This window comes from Pseudomonas sp. FG29, assembly GCF_057809355.1.
Window position 1 is genome coordinate 386,567 of the sequence record NZ_JBMDJU010000001.1, and the last position, 13,758, is coordinate 400,324.

9 protein-coding genes are annotated in these 13,758 nt (G+C 61.2%); 1 reads left to right on the forward strand and 8 read right to left on the reverse strand.

Annotation, left to right across the window (positions count from 1 at the left end):
* Positions 1 to 9: 9 nt before the first annotated feature.
* The 7 genes from ACODS1_RS01915 to ACODS1_RS01945 all read right to left on the reverse strand — a co-directional run bounded on the left by ACODS1_RS01915 (position 10) and on the right by ACODS1_RS01945 (position 9,944).
* A complete protein-coding gene (locus ACODS1_RS01915) occupies positions 10 to 1,449 on the reverse strand; it encodes an MBOAT family O-acyltransferase (protein WP_489084311.1) in 1,440 nt (479 codons plus the stop codon).
* 17 nt (positions 1,450 to 1,466) lie between these two features.
* On the reverse strand, positions 1,467 to 2,882 hold the full coding sequence (locus ACODS1_RS01920) for an alginate export family protein (protein ID WP_489084312.1): 1,416 nt from the start codon (positions 2,880 to 2,882) through the stop codon (positions 1,467 to 1,469).
* Complete coding sequence (locus ACODS1_RS01925) at positions 2,879 to 4,354, reverse strand: sel1 repeat family protein (RefSeq protein ID WP_489084313.1); 1,476 nt, start codon at positions 4,352 to 4,354, stop codon at positions 2,879 to 2,881. Before ACODS1_RS01925 ends, ACODS1_RS01920 begins: the two co-directional genes overlap by 4 nt.
* A gap of 7 nt (positions 4,355 to 4,361) precedes the next feature.
* Entirely contained in the window at positions 4,362 to 5,504 is a 1,143-nt protein-coding gene (locus ACODS1_RS01930; protein ID WP_489084314.1) for a PilZ domain-containing protein, read from the reverse strand.
* A gap of 17 nt (positions 5,505 to 5,521) precedes the next feature.
* Entirely contained in the window at positions 5,522 to 7,027 is a 1,506-nt protein-coding gene (locus tag ACODS1_RS01935; protein WP_489084315.1) for a glycosyltransferase, read from the reverse strand.
* 62 nt (positions 7,028 to 7,089) lie between these two features.
* Positions 7,090 to 8,517, reverse strand: coding sequence for a mannose-1-phosphate guanylyltransferase/mannose-6-phosphate isomerase (locus ACODS1_RS01940; RefSeq protein ID WP_489084316.1), 1,428 nt, complete (start codon positions 8,515 to 8,517; stop codon positions 7,090 to 7,092).
* 116 nt (positions 8,518 to 8,633) lie between these two features.
* Entirely contained in the window at positions 8,634 to 9,944 is a 1,311-nt protein-coding gene (locus tag ACODS1_RS01945; protein ID WP_489084317.1) for a nucleotide sugar dehydrogenase, read from the reverse strand.
* Positions 9,945 to 10,509: 565 nt separating this feature from the next.
* Between ACODS1_RS01945 and ACODS1_RS01950 the strand changes: the two genes are divergently transcribed.
* On the forward strand, positions 10,510 to 12,384 hold the full coding sequence (locus ACODS1_RS01950; RefSeq protein ID WP_489084318.1) for an MFS transporter: 1,875 nt from the start codon (positions 10,510 to 10,512) through the stop codon (positions 12,382 to 12,384).
* Positions 12,385 to 12,416: 32 nt separating this feature from the next.
* On the opposite strand, the gene ACODS1_RS01955 is transcribed toward ACODS1_RS01950, so the two are convergent.
* Complete coding sequence (locus ACODS1_RS01955; protein ID WP_489084319.1) at positions 12,417 to 13,364, reverse strand: bile acid:sodium symporter family protein; 948 nt, start codon at positions 13,362 to 13,364, stop codon at positions 12,417 to 12,419.
* Positions 13,365 to 13,758 lie beyond the last annotated feature (394 nt).

The following is a 13,758-nucleotide window of genomic DNA, read 5'->3' on the forward strand; positions in this document are numbered from 1 at the left end:
CAGGTCTCCTCAGAACTGGAAGTACAGGAAAGGGGAGAAGGAGTTCGCCGCGAGACGGCTCAGCGTCAGCAGAAAGACTGCCCAAAGTAACAGGGTGTTGAGGCCGTCAACGTGTTGCATGAAGTACGGCTGCTGCTTGTTGCCGGCGTAATAACGCTGATTGATCGTGCCGGCGACGACGAGCCAAAGCACGGTGAGCAGGGTGAAACTCAGGGTCATGGCCGAGGTGCCTAACCAGTAAGGCTCCAGCGAGCCGAAACCGTTGAAGCCGAACATGGCCTGGTAGACCAGCAGGCTATGCGGCAGATTGCCGGTGAAGAACAGTGGCATGGAGCACAGCAGCAGCAGCAGGCAGCGCATGTTGCGCCAGAAGTTGTAGGGCGTGGTGATCTTGGTGGCGATACCCAGCTTGCGTTCGCTGACCATGGCCAGACCGAAGAACAGTCCCCAGAAGATGAAAGCGAAGCTCGGTCCGTGCCACAGACCCGACAGCAGCATGGTCACCACCAGCCCGGTGAGCATGCCGACCAGGCGTTTGCGTACCAGCGGCATGTACACGTAGTCACGCAGGAAATCAGCCAGGGTCATGTGCCAGCGTTGCCAGAACTCGGTGATGCTCTGGGCGATGTAAGGCTGGTTGAAGTTCTCGGCGAAGCGAAAGCCCATCATCATGCCCAGGCCGATGGCCATGTCGCTGTAGCCGGAGAAGTCGAAATACAGTTGCAGGGCGGAGATCAGCAGGCCGAACCAGGCGTCGGCCATTTGCAGGTCTCCAGCGCTGCCGCCACTGATGAACAGCACGTTTATTGGTGCCAGGGAGTCGGCGATCAGTACCTTCTTGATGAAACCGAGCATGAAACGACAGGCACCCAGGGAGAACAGTTCCAGCGAATGGGTGCGTTGCTTCAACTGCTTGTCGATCAGGCTGTAACGCAGGATCGGCCCGGCGATCAGTTGCGGAAAGATGGCGATGTAGGCGGCGAAGTCGACGAAGCGCTCGGTGGGCTCGGCGTTGCGCCGGTAGATGTCGACGATGTAGCTCAGCGCCTGGAACACGTAGAAGGAGATGCCCAGCGGCAGGATGATGTGTTCCAGGGTGAAGGTGTTGATGCCCAGCGGCTCCAGTATCGCCGCCAGCACATCGGCGCCGAAGTTGGCGTACTTGAAGTAGCCCAGGGTGGCCAGGTTGCCGAGCACGCCAACGGTCAGCAGGCGGAAGGCGATCTTTTTCTCACCCGCATCCATGCGCGCCTTGATGCGCAGGCCGAACCAGTAGTTCCAGTAGGAAATGGCGACGAACAGCAGCAGAAAGTCAGGGCGCCACCAGGCATAGAACAGGTAGCTGCCGAGCACGATCACGTAGGAACGCCAATGCTCTCTTGCCAGGTAATAGCAGAGCAGAAATACCGGCAGGAAGAGGAACAGGAAGACGTTGGAGGCAAAGATCATGCTGGCACTACTCTCGGTCAGTACGTCAGGGTGACGCCCAGGGTCAGTTGGTAGTCATCGCCGATTTCCAGCGCGCTGCCGGCACGGAAGTAGCTCAGGCTGGTCAGGGTGTTGAGCTGGATGCGCTTGCCCTCGTAGGCCAACGGGAACATGCGCCAGTAGTGGGTGACGTCCAGCACCTGGCCCAGGTGGCTAGAGGCGTCGCTGTTGCGCACCTCGCCCTCGGTGGTGGTGCGCAGTGGCAGTTGCGCGGAGGCGTTGCGCAGGCGCAGGTCGCTCAGGCGAAAGTCCAGTTGGCTGCGGTCGGTGGGGTGGGTTTCCAGGCTGACGCCATAGAACGCCAGGTTGCTCAGGTTGACGCTGACCAGGTTGCTAACCAGACGGCTGCTGTAGCTGAACGGGTCGTTGCGGCGATCCGACTGGATGCGGTTGAGGCTGAAACCGTCGTTGCCGCTGTCGTCTGGACGGTCGGTGAGGCCCGCGGTGAAGCCGACACGTGGCGTCCAGGGCAGATCCTCGAAGCGTTTGCCGATATCGCCGACCACGGCCCAGCCATTCTTGTCGCTGCGATCACGAAGGCCGTTGCGCTGAGTGATTTCCTGATCGCCATCGAGACGCACCAGTTCCAGTTGGTAATCGCTGATCAGCGAGGTCAACTGGCGCGTGTCGCCACGCAGGAACAGACCATAGCGAAGACCATCGAAGTCCTGGCGGTCATCGGTGGTGCTGCCGGAGTAGTCGTCCTCGTGCAGCAGGCGTACGCCGATCCAGTGGTCGGCATGCCAGCGCCATGCATACTCGGCCATCAGGTAGCGGATGTTCTTGTCGCGCGGGTCGAGGCGATTGTCGTCGGAGTTGTAGTAGTAGAACTTCTCGGCCACGGCGACGAAGCCCGTGGCGAAGCTGTCGTTGTAGTCCAGGCGCAGGGCTTCGAGGCTGTCATCCCACCAGATCCCGAAACGGTCGCTGAAGCGCTGGCGACCCAGGGTCGCCGAGAAGCGCGGGTCATCGCCGAGCAGGTTGCGCCGTACATAGAATTCGCGCGCCTCGCTGTAGGCATGGCGGCGACGCGCCTGGGTGTCGTTATCGCCCTCCACGGCCTGCAGGGCATTGGGGTCGGTGTCGTAATTCAGCCACAGTCGGCCGAAGGCTTCCCATTTGGCCCAGCGCTGCTCAGGAGAGTACCAGTGGTAGGAGGGTTCGTAGCGCAGGCTGAAGAAGCTGCGACGATCCTCGCCCAGGCGGGTTTCATCCGGGCCATAGCCGGTGCGCATGAAGAGCTTGTGGGTAAGCAGGGAGGTGACGGGCTCAAGCTCTGGCGACAGGTTGCTGGTCTCTGTCTGCGGGCTATCGGCTTCTTCGGCCTGCACCAGGGTCAGGGGCAGGCAGGCGAGCAGCAGGGCGGTATGGCGCAGGATATGAGAGCGGATCACTGGGCGAATTCCTCGATAAGTCGGTTGCCTTCACGGATGGCTGCAGTGCGTTGCTCGGGCGTCAGGCGTGTGCTCAGCGCCTCTGCCAGCCTCTCTGCGCGTTGATCGCCCAGTTCCTGAGCGGCAAAGGCGAAGGTGTAGGCTTTGCCGTTGTCGCGGCAGATAGCTCGGCCATAGGTGTACAGGCGGGCAATGCGCATCAGGGCGTTGGTCGAGCCGCTTTTGGCTTCCGCCATGTACAGCGCCAGGGCGCGTTGCTGATCGGGCTCGTCCAGCACCCCCTGGCTGTACAGGTCGCCTTCGAGCAGTGCCGCTTCGGGATAGCCTTCTGCTTGCAGTTCGGCGATCAGGCGTTGGCTCAGGTGGGGGTCGAGGGTGCGCCAGACCACCATGTGCAGGCTGGCGCGCAGGGCCTTGATGCGTTGCGGAGTGATCGGGTCTTCGCGCTCGGCCATGCTCAGGCTGAGGTTCTGTCCCTGGCGTTGCTCCAGGCGCTGGATCAGTTCGATCACCTGCTCCGGGCCATAGCGATCCGGGGCGGTCATGAGGAAATAGGCCTTGCTGACCATGGCCGGACCGAAGTCGCGGGCGATGGCGTTATCCAGCCACAACAGCACTTCACGGTCGATCTGTTCGATCAGGCTGGCCTGCGCCTGTGCCTTCTGTTCCCGTTCGGCCTTTTCTTCATCGGTCTGTGCACGGGTCAGTGGACGGTTGTTGTTGTAGGTGCTGATCTCGGCGTTGCGCACCTCGCTCAGTTGCTGGGCGATGCGTTGCACCAGATCCACCGGCAGGCTGTCCATGCGCGGGGCCAGGCGGGTGGCGAAGGCGCGGAACAGTTCGTTGCGCTGTTCACCGAGGAAGACGTAGTAACGGTTCACCGCACGCGCATCGCTTTCCACTGCCTGCTCAAACCACTTCCCGGCCTCGCTACGGTCACCCTGGCGTGCGGCTGCCACCGCCCGGTACAGCGCGGCGTGGCAGTAGATCAGGCAGGCGCGGTCATACAGGTCGATCAGTTGCATCGCCTCGGCCTGGCTGAACAGTTCCGGGTAGACCAGAAAGACTTCCAGGCGCGTATCGACGTTGACGAAGTCACGCTCGGCGGCAAAGCGCGTCAGCGCCTGGCGCATGAAGTCACGATTGGCAGCACGCCAGCGTGGCTTGTAGTCCACCAGGCGGGCCAGGGGGATCAACGCGCCGATATCGCCACGGCCATCGGCGAAGGCCTGCTTGAACAGCGCGATGGCCTGCGCGGTATTGGCTGGACTGCGGCTGGCCAATATCTCACCGAGCAGGCGCGTGGCGGCCAGGTCGCCGCGCTGGGACAGCAGGCGCAGGTCGTCTTCCACCGCTGCCTGGTTGTCCTGAAACAGCGCATAGCGCACCTGGTCGAGGCTGCGCTCGGCCTGTGCCATACCGCTCAGCGCCAGGGTCATGGCGCCTGTGCAAAGGATGAATCTGATCGACATGGCGACCTCAGAATGTCCAGCGCGTGGGCAGGCCGAGCCTGAAGTCGACTGCCACCGGCAACTGATAGTCGTTGCGCGGCAGGTCTTGATCCGGCTTGATGGTCAGTTCAACCATCTGCCGTTGATCGTCCAAACGGCTGGCGATGATCTCGCCGGTAAAGACCTGGTCGCTGCCCAGTACGCGCATCTCCACGCCACGCACACGCTCGAGCTTGTTCATCTGCGCGAAGGGAATGCTGGCCTTGATGTTCAGTGGCTGATCCAGCGGCAGCAGATGTACCAGCGCGTCCTGTTTGTAGGCGAAGCCGTCCTGACGCGGTTTGGGGTAGTACAGGCTGCAATTGCATGGGCTGGCGATCACCGTTTCCACGGTTACACGGCCGAGCAGGGCGGCGCTGTCCTGTTCCGAGAGGTTGGCCAGGGCGGCGATGTCCGTCGGGCTGGTCAGGCTGCTGGCCAGTTGGGTGGAGACGCTGGCCAGTGGCTGACCGGTGCTGACTTCCGTTTGTTCAGGGGCGATCAGGTACTTGAGGTTACCGTTTTCCGGCATGCTGACGACGTAGGCGTTGGCCCCGACCACGGCCTGTGCTGCTTGCATCTGGAAGAACAGCAGGTAGCTCTTGTAGACGATCAGGGCGAGAGCCGCGAGGCCGACGGCGAGGAACAGCAGCGAGCCGAACAGGGCGCGCAGGCGCTCACCGACGGTGCGTGCTTCGGCGTTCTTTTGCTTGCGTTCCTTGATGTAGTTCTCGCGCTGCATCACGTTGAACAGACCGTTGATATCGGCCATGTCCCCGGACATGTAGGACGAGATGATGTAGCGCAGGATGTCGCTTTTCTGCCGATCCAGGTTGACGAACTCGGCGCCAACTTGATTGTTGCGCTGGGAGACGATCTTCAGCTTGGTTTCGATGTTCAGGTCGATCTTGTTCAATTTCAGCTTGATCGAGGCATCGAACAGGCTGCCGATGGTCATGGGCTCAGCCAGCAACAGACCGAGGCCGCCCAGCGACAGATCTTCTATTTCGCATTCCAGGCCTTTGAGCCCGTTACCCTCGAGGATGACGCGGGCAGGGATCTTGGCGCGAACGAACTGACGCTCGTCGATGGCCTCATGAACGATGTTTGCGGGAAGTACAGTGCTACTCATGGTCTGCGCGCCTTTGCTTAGTGTTGCGTGAGTTCGAGCAGGATCGAGATGACCCCGAAAAAGATGGCGATCGAGGAGAACAGCATGCCCTTCGACGTCCATCGGTTAAGGGCTGCATCGAAACTGACGCTGCCATTGCTGAGCGTGGTTTTCTGTCGCGTCCAGCTCTGCTGGTTCATGTGGAACATGGTGTAAACCTTCATCACCGAGCCGACGATCTGGTTGTAATAGAGAACGAACGGGTAGAACGGATCGACCGGGTGTTTGCTGAAGAAGAACAGCAGTGTCACCAGCGTGCGCGACAGCAGCACCCAGAACAGGTACAGCAGCAGGTACTGGATACCGAACAGCAGGCCGGCCACCACCGAAGCGCTGAGGCCCATCAGGCAGGTCCACATGGACACGCGCTGGTCGTACAGGACATACATGGTGAACAGCCCCAGGCGACTGAAACCCAGTAGCCGGGTGGTGCGGAAGTTCTGCCGCAGCGAGTTGCCATACCAGCGGTACATCAGTTGTCGGGTGGCTTGGAAGAAGCTGTCGCTGGGCGGGTGCTCGATGGTCAGGGTGTGGCTGTCGGGCACGTAGAAGGTGTCCCAGCCCGCGCGCATCAGGCTGAACCAGGAGGACTTGTCGTCACCGGTGAGGAACTGGAAGCGTCCCAGGCGCCAGTGATCGAGGTAGTCGGCTTCGACGTCCTTGATGAACGCCGGGTCGGTCATCACGCTGGCGCGGAAGAACGACAGGCGCCCGGTCATGGTCAGCACACGCTTGGAAAGCGCCATCGAGCACATGTTGATGTGCCGCTGGACGAAGCGCAGGGTGTGCCATTCGCGCATCAGGCGACTGCCCTCGACCTCGCAGAACTCGTTGGTAGTGAGACCGCCGACGCTGGGCAGATAGGCGAACAGGCTCACTGCACGCTCGACGCAGCCTGGCAGCATCAGGGTGTCACCATCGACCACGCCGACCACCGAGTTCTCCAGCGGCATGCGCCGTGACAGGGCACGGAAGGCATGGGCCAGGCCGTCACGTTTGCCGGTGCCACGGGCGCGCACGATGACCAGATCGATATCGTCACGCCCACGCACTTCCTGACGCATGATGTCCTTGATGAAGTTCTCGTCGCTCTTTTCCACGATCGAGGCAATCACCGTGCAGGGCACGGGCATGCGCTGCACTTCCTGAAACACCGATTGATAGACCTTGTAAGTGGTCTGGGTGGGAATACGGAAGCTGGTGACCACCATGAACATGTGCTCAGGCAGTGCCGCCGTCCCCATCCGCTCGACCGCCTTGCGGATACGTGGGAAGCGCCAGTGCAGGAAGTACATGCCGCGCAGGTAATGCATCACCGCATTGCCATAGCGCCACATGCCCAGTGCCCCGATCAGGAAGATGAACTTCTGATGCGCCGGATCTAGGTAGGCCGGATCGATCATTTCCGAGGCGAGCAGGATCAGGGCGATGAGGCAGGCCCAGCCCAAGAACTTGTTCAATCTGTCTGCAAAGGATCTTTGCATTTGACGTGCTTCCTTCATTGATGAGCGCCGCTGCCGAGGCATTGGCAGCAGCGCTTTCCTGGCTAGCCGAGGATGTTGTCGCTGCGCCCGTAGACGTCCTCGAAGCGTTCGATGTCGTCCTCGCCGAGATAACCGCCGGACTGCACCTCAATGATCTCCAGGGGGATCTTTCCGGGGTTGGCGAGGCGGTGCACGGCGGCGATGGGGATATAGGTCGACTGGTTTTCCCAGAGCAGGAAGGTCTTGTCGTCACAGGTCACTCGCGCGGTGCCGGATACCACGATCCAGTGCTCGGCACGGTGATGGTGCTTCTGCAGCGAGAGCTGTTCGCCGGGCTTGACCACGATGCGCTTGACCTGGAAGCGATTGCCGTTGTCGATGGAGTCGTAGCTGCCCCATGGGCGATAGACCTGGCAGTGGTTGAGCGCCTCGCTGCGGCCATCGCGGGTCATGCTATTGACCAGTTGCTTGACGTCTTGCACGCGATCCTTGTGCGCGACCATCACCGCGTCCTTGGTTTCCACCACCACCACGTCCTGCAGGCCGACCAGGGTGACCAGCTTGCTCTGGCTATGGGCCAGGCAGTCGTGGCTGTCATGCACCAGGACATCACCCGACAGGCTGTTGCCGTTGGCGTCCTTGTTGCGTACTTCCCACAGCGCGGACCAGGAGCCGACATCGTTCCAGCCAGCGGCCAGCGGCACCACGCAGGCACGCTCGGTCTTCTCCATCACCGCGTAGTCGATGGAGTCGTCCGGGCAGCAAGCGAAGGAACTGGGGTCGATACGGATGAACTGCAGATCGCTCTTGCTGCGGCTCAGCGCCAACTGACAGGTGTCGTAGATATCGGGGTCGTGCTTCTGCAGCTCTTCCAGATAACGGCTGCAGCGGAACAGGAACATGCCGCTGTTCCAGAAGTAACCGCCCTGTTCCACGAATGCCTGCGCGGTGGCCAGATCGGGCTTCTCGACGAAGCGCTCCACCGGCATTACCCCTTCGGGGAGGTCGTCCTGCAGCGTGCCGGTCTTGATGTAGCCGTACCCGGTTTCGGCGCGTTCGGCAGGCACGCCGAACAGCACCATCTCCCCTTGCTCGGCAGCCTGCCGAGCAAGGTCGAGCGCCTGGTGAAAGACCTCATGATCCTCGATCACATGGTCGGCCGGCAGTACCAGCAGTAGTTCGTCACGGCCGGCAGCGAACAGGTGCATGGCGGCAATGGCCACGGCAGGCGCAGTGTTACGGCCGAAGGGTTCGAGCAGGATGCTGTGCGCTTCGCAACCGATGGCGCTGAGCTGTTCATTGACGATGAAGCGATGCTCTTCGTTGCACACCACGATGGGCTTGTGCAGGCCCTTCGGGGCCAGGCGCTGCAGCGTCTGTTGCAGCATCGTGGCCGAGCCGGTCAGTGGCAGGAACTGTTTCGGGTAAAGCTTGCGCGACAGCGGCCAGAGCCGCGAGCCGCTGCCGCCGGACAAAATCAGGGGAATCATCTCGTCACTCCTGTGCAAACACGGATTGGCAACCTACTAGGCAGTGCAAAAAGACCATTGGTCTCGACCATGCCCCCCCGGCAGCGTGCATATGCCGCTGCCGTTCGGGGGGATGCTTACCAGCAGATGCCTTCCCTGTTTTCCTGAGTGCTGTGTTTCATGAAGCCGACCAGGTCTACTACCTGCTTGTCGCTGCCCAGGTTCTGCAGTACCTCGGCGAAGAGCGGCTCGTTGTTGCCGAGGATCAATACATCGGAAGCCTCGACCACTTCCTCCAGTTCCTTGCACAGCAACGAGGAGACATGCGGGATCTTGGATTCGATGTATTCCTTGTTGGCGCCGAAGACACGGGCGTACTCGACGTTGCTGTCATAGATGCGCAACTCGAAGCCCTTGCCGATGAGCATTTCCGCCAGTTCCACCAACGGGCTTTCGCGGAGGTCGTCGGTGCCGGCCTTGAAGCTCAGGCCCAGCAGGCCGACGCGGCGTTTGTCGTAGGTGGAGATGATGTCGTAGGCGCGCTGCACCTGGGCGCGGTTGCTCGGCATGATCGAGGCCAGCAACGGATGCTCGACATCCAGTTGCCCCGCGCGATAGGTGAGGGCGCGCACGTCCTTGGGCAGGCAGGAGCCGCCGAAGGCGAAGCCAGGCTTCAGGTAGTACTTGGAGAGGTTGAGCTTGTGATCCTGGCAGACCACGTCCATCACCTCGCGGCCGTCGACGCCGCAGGCCTTGGCGATATTGCCGATCTCGTTGGCGAAGCTCACTTTGGTGGCGTGCCAGACGTTGCAGGTGTACTTGATCATCTCCGCAACTTCGATGGTCTTGCGGATGATCGGCGCGTCCAGTTCGCTGTACAGCTCCTGCAGCAGATCGCCGGATTGCTTGTCCAGCTCGCCGATCACGGTCATGGCCGGAAAGTCGTAGTCCTTGATGGCCGTGCTTTCACGGAGGAATTCGGGGTTGGTGGCCACGCCGAAGTCGACGCCGGCTTTCTTGCCGGACTCCATTTCGATCAGCGGAATCACCACGTTTTTCACGGTGCCCGGCAGCACCGTGCTGCGCACCACCACGGTGTGACGTGCGTCCTTGTCACGCAGGGCGGCGCCGATCTGCTTGCATACCAACTCCATATAGCCGAGATCCAGGTCGCCGTTGCGCTTGCTCGGCGTACCTACGGCGATGAAGGACAGATCACTGGCCAGCACGGCCGCGCCGACGTCGGTCGTGCCGCGCAGCAGGCCGCTGTTGACGCCTGCCTGGAGCAGTTCGGCAAGTCCTGGCTCGACGATGGGGGACTTACCCTGGTTGATCAGGTCGATCTTGGTCTGCGAGACATCGACGCCTATCACTTCATGGCCGCGCGCTGACAGGCAGCCTGCGCAGACCGCCCCAACATAACCCAGTCCAAAGATACTGATTCTCATCGCTCCATCCCCTCAACACTAAGTTATTGGCTAAATCTGCTGCGCTTATTCCAGGCAAACACACACGTACTGACTGCGCATGTGCTATCGCGCAATCACTTTGTTTTTTATTGGTGTGTTGGTGCTGGTGTGCAATTAGCGCGGATACTAGGGCGAATGTTTTGGTATTTCAATAGCTCTAGTTTTGGTTGGTGTTGTTTTTTTATTTTTTATTTATTGATTTTAAAAATAGCAATAAAATCAATAACTTATAGTTTTCACTATTTCCAGCGTCAAAAAATAGTTTCGCTGCTTTTGGGGGATTTTTTGGCGTCATTAGTTCGTCGCCGTTCCTGCTCCATTATGTATCACTGTTCTTCTTTGTGCTCGGAAGTTGTGCGTTAGTTATCTTTTTTCTTGTCTGATGACATGGATTTTAAGTTTTCGTTAATCCGCAGGTGTGGCGCTTCAGGCCCAGGCGGTCGCTGGGAGAGGTGCGGGGTGATGGGCGCTTGTGGCTTTCTGGCGGGGATATGCAGTCAAATGCAGGTGCGGGCAAATCCGACCCCCGCGAGGACCATGGACGATGACCCAACAATCGCAATTCGCCCTGCTCGGCAAGAAGCGCTTCCTGCCGTTTTTCGTGACGCAATTGCTCGGCGCCTTCAACGACAACATCTTCAAGCAGTCGCTGATTCTCGCCATCCTCTTCAAGCTCAACACCGACGCCGACCGCGATCTGCTGGTCAACCTCTGTGCGTTGCTGTTCATCCTGCCGTTCTTTCTGTTCTCTGCGCTCGGCGGTCAGTTCGGCGAGAAGTTCGCCAAGGACGCGCTGATTCGTCAGATCAAGCTGGCGGAAATCTTCATCATGCTCGCCGGGGCTGCTGGGGTGCTGCTGAATAATCTTGAGTTGATGCTGGCGGTGCTGTTCGCCATGGGCACGCAGTCGGCCCTGTTCGGCCCGGTCAAGTATTCGATCCTGCCTCAGCACTTGCAGGAGAACGAGCTGGTCGGCGGCAACGCGCTAGTGGAGATGGGAACCTTCCTGGCGATTCTCGCTGGCACCATCGGCGCCGGCGTGATGATGGCCAGCAGCAGCTACGCCTCGATCGTCGCCGGCTCGGTGGTGGGGGTGGCGGTGCTGGGCTACCTGGCCAGTCGCGGCATTCCCCGTGCGGCGGCGGCGATGCCGACGCTACAGCTGGACTGGAACATCCTGCGTCAGTCCTGGTTGACCATGAAGCTCGGCCTTGGCCAGCGTCCGGCGGTGTCGCGTTCGCTGGTGGGCAACTCCTGGTTCTGGTTTCTCGGCGCGATCTACCTGACGCAGATCCCGGCCTATTCCAAGGAATGGCTGCACGGCGACGAGAGCGTGGTGACGCTCATTCTTACCGTGTTCTCGCTGGGCATCGGCCTGGGTTCGATGCTTTGCGAGCGCATGAGCGGACACAAGGTGGAGATCGGTCTGGTGCCCTTTGGCTCCATCGGCCTGACCTTCTTTGGCATCCTGCTGTGGTGGTGCTCCGGCGGCTTCCCCGAGGGTGCTGCGCCGCACAGTTGGTTGGCGTTGCTCGGCTATGGCCAGGCCTGGTGGATCCTCGGCAGCATCCTCGGCATCGGTCTGTTCGGTGGTTTCTATATCGTGCCGCTGTACGCGCTGATCCAGTCGCGCACCGCCGAGCATGAGCGGGCGCGGGTGATCGCCGCCAACAACATCCTCAACGCGCTGTTCATGGTGGCCTCGGCCATTGCGGCGATCCTCTTCCTCAGCGTCGCCGGCCTGACCATCCCGCAGTTGTTCCTGGTGGCCTCGCTGATGAACGTCGCGGTCAACAGCTACATCTTCAAGATCGTCCCCGAATTCAGCATGCGCTTTCTCATCTGGCTGCTGGGGCATTCGATGTACCGCGTCGAGCACCGCAATCTGCAGGTCATCCCCGAGGATGGGCCGGCCGTGCTGGTGTGCAATCACGTGTCGTTCGTCGACGCGCTGCTGATCGGTGGCGCCATTCGCCGGCCGGTGCGCTTCGTCATGTACTACAAGATCTACGACCTGCCGGTGCTCAACTTCGTCTTCCGCACCGCCGGCACCGTGCCGATCGCCGGGCGTAACGAGGACCTGTTGATCTACGACGCGGCGTTCAAGAAGATCGCCGAGTACCTGCGCAACGGCGAGCTGGTGTGCATCTTCCCCGAGGGCAAGCTGACCCGTGACGGCGAGATCGACGAGTTCAAGGGCGGGGTGCAGCGCATCCTCGATGAGAACCCGGTGCCGGTGATTCCGATGGCTTTGCAGGGGTTGTGGGGCAGCTTCTTCAGCTACGACCCGAACAAGGGGTTGTTCAAGCGTCTGTGGTCACGGGTGACGCTGGTGGCGGGTGAGGCCATTGCGCCCGAGCAGGCCACGCGTGACCTGCTGCAGGCGCGGGTAAGCGAACTGCGTGGAGAGCGTCGTTAGCCCGTGGTGCGAACGAGCTGACGACCCTCGGCTCAGCCGTTTTTCTCTGGCGTATCGTTGCCCATGCGGCGATAGAGGGTCGCCAGCAGCGGGCCGGAGAGGTTGTGCCAAACGCTGAACAGCGCGCTTGGCACCGCCGCCAGCGGGCTGAAGTGGGCGCTGGCCAGTGCGGCGCCCAGGCCAGAGTTCTGCATGCCGACCTCGATGGAGAGCGTCTTGCGCTGTGCCAGCGGCATGCCGAACAGGTGGCCGGCCAGGTAGCCCAGTGCCAGGCCGATGCCGTTGTGCAGCACCACCACGGCCATGATCAGCAGGCCGGACTCGGCGATCTTGGCCTGGCTGGCCGCGACCACGGCGGCAACGATGGCGACGATGCTCACCACGGAGATCAGCGGCAGCACATCCACCGCCGTTTTTACCCGCTCGCCGAGCAGGCGCTGGGCGACCAGGCCCAGGACGATGGGCAGCAGCACCATCTTCAGGATCGAGACGAACATCGCGCTGAACGATACCGGCAGCCATTCCGACGCCAGCAGCCAGATCAGCGCCGGCGTCACCAGTGGGGCGAGCAGGGTGGTCACCGAAGTGATCGCCACCGACAGCGCCAGGTCGCCACGGGCGAACCAGGTGATCACGTTGGAAGCGGTGCCGCCAGGGCAGCAGCCGACCAGGATGACGCCCACGGCGATCTGCGCCGGCAGGCCGAAGACCTGGCACAGCAGCCAGGCGGTGCAGGGCATGATGATGAACTGCGCCAGCACGCCGATCAGCACGGCGACCGGGCGCCGCGCCACCTCACGGAAATCCTCGGTCTTCAGGGTCAGGCCCATGCCGAACATGATCAGGCCCAGCAGTGGCACGATCCAGGCGGTCAGGGGCAGGAACCAGGCCGGTTGGAAGAAGGCCAGAATGGCGAACAGCAATACCCATAGGGCGAAGGTATTGCCGACGAAACGGCTTAAGGCGATCAAGGCACGCATGGCGGTGTATCCGAGAGGTTTTTGGAAGAGGGCCGCAAGCCTAGCAAATCGGGCCGGGCAAGAGGGCGGGTTCGGTAGGGTAGATGAACGGCAGCTTTGACTGTCGGTTTCCGGTGGTCTTCTTCTGGCGGCTGGCGCCTGTCTGGATGAGCCGGGCGGACGAGTGTTGGTTGATGAATTGGGACGCCAGCAATGCGCCTCTGATACGCCGTCATCTGCTCCGGGGCGAGGATGAGCGCTAGAGCCTGCTGCGGACCGGTAACCGCGCCGCCCACTCAGGCTTTTTGGCTGCAGTTCCTGAAAAGTCCTGAGATCAGTCAACTAGATGAATGACGCAATAGTGGCGCCGTGATATTGTCGACCGCCTGGTCACTTCTCAAAGTGCCGAACAATT

What these genes read in the sequence shown, in the direction of transcription:
- ACODS1_RS01925 (WP_489084313.1), bottom strand. Translation starts at nt 4,354, where the DNA reads ATGTCGATCAGATTCATCCTTTGCACAGGCGCCATGACCCTGGCGCTG.
- ACODS1_RS01945 (WP_489084317.1), bottom strand. Translation starts at nt 9,944, where the DNA reads ATGAGAATCAGTATCTTTGGACTGGGTTATGTTGGGGCGGTCTGCGCA.
- ACODS1_RS01915 (WP_489084311.1), bottom strand. Translation starts at nt 1,449, where the DNA reads ATGATCTTTGCCTCCAACGTCTTCCTGTTCCTCTTCCTGCCGGTATTT.
- ACODS1_RS01955 (WP_489084319.1), bottom strand. Translation starts at nt 13,364, where the DNA reads ATGCGTGCCTTGATCGCCTTAAGCCGTTTCGTCGGCAATACCTTCGCC.
- ACODS1_RS01930 (WP_489084314.1), bottom strand. Translation starts at nt 5,504, where the DNA reads ATGAGTAGCACTGTACTTCCCGCAAACATCGTTCATGAGGCCATCGAC.
- ACODS1_RS01935 (WP_489084315.1), bottom strand. Translation starts at nt 7,027, where the DNA reads ATGCAAAGATCCTTTGCAGACAGATTGAACAAGTTCTTGGGCTGGGCC.
- ACODS1_RS01950 (WP_489084318.1), top strand. Translation starts at nt 10,510, where the DNA reads ATGACCCAACAATCGCAATTCGCCCTGCTCGGCAAGAAGCGCTTCCTG.
- ACODS1_RS01940 (WP_489084316.1), bottom strand. Translation starts at nt 8,517, where the DNA reads ATGATTCCCCTGATTTTGTCCGGCGGCAGCGGCTCGCGGCTCTGGCCG.